Below are 868 nucleotides of genomic sequence, written 5' to 3'. Positions count from 1 at the left end.
GGCGTGGGGTTACTCAGATTTTGGAGGCTCAAATGCACCCACTGACAGTGGCTATACCAAGATTTATTCAACTTATACTGCCTTTGCCGCCCTTAGAGCCGATGGCTCAATCACGGCGTGGGGTAACTCAGAGTATGGAGGCTCAAATGCACCCACTGGCACTGGCTATACCAAGATTTATTCAACTGGGAATTCCTTTGCCGCCCTTAAAGCCGATGGGTCAATCACGGCGTGGGGTAGTTCAGAGCATGGAGGCTCAAATGCACCCACTGACAGTGGCTATACCAAGATTTATTCAAATCTGTATGCCTTTGCCGCCCTTAAAGCCGATGGCTCAATCACGGCGTGGGGTAGTTCAGAGTATGGAGGCTCAAATGCACCCACTGGCACTGGCTATACCAAGATTTATTCAACTGGGAATGCCTTTGCCGCCCTTAAAGCCGATGGGTCAATCACGGCGTGGGGTAGTTCAAAGTATGGAGGCACTACTGGTTTTGGCATTACTCAATCAGCAACTACTTTGAGCGTAGATGAAGACAGCACAAACACTTATACCATAGTGCTTGACAAACAGCCGATAGGTGATGTTACTGTTTCAATGCTCAGTGATAGTATCGGCTCTAGCACTAGCGTTGCAACTGTAACCCCATCATTGACTTTTACTAATGGTAACTGGAACACGCCACAAACGGTTACTGTTACTGGTGTAAAAGACAATGATAAGAATAACGAACAGACTGTCATTATTCATAGTGTTACTGGCGGTGGTTATGGTAATGTTAGTATGAGCAATGTTGTAGTGGATGTAATTGATACGACTGCCTACAATTAACTACTTGGATACAGGGGGCGCTACCACCCTCCCTTT

The 868-nt window shown here is 46.7% G+C and carries 1 protein-coding gene; it reads left to right on the top strand.

Going from position 1 to position 868, the window contains the following annotated elements; translation table 11 throughout:
* On the top strand, window positions 1-832 hold an 832-nt coding region (locus BAZSYMA_RS09990), incomplete at its 5' end, for an RCC1 domain-containing protein (protein ID WP_479385928.1).
* Between the last annotated feature and the right edge of the window lie 36 nt (window positions 833-868).

The sequence above is a fragment of the Bathymodiolus azoricus thioautotrophic gill symbiont genome, assembly GCF_001298715.1.
Classification (GTDB): Bacteria; Pseudomonadota; Gammaproteobacteria; order PS1; family Pseudothioglobaceae; genus Thiodubiliella.
The sequence above is the reverse complement of the archived record's forward strand: the minus strand, read 5'-3'. Positions and strand labels throughout refer to the sequence as shown.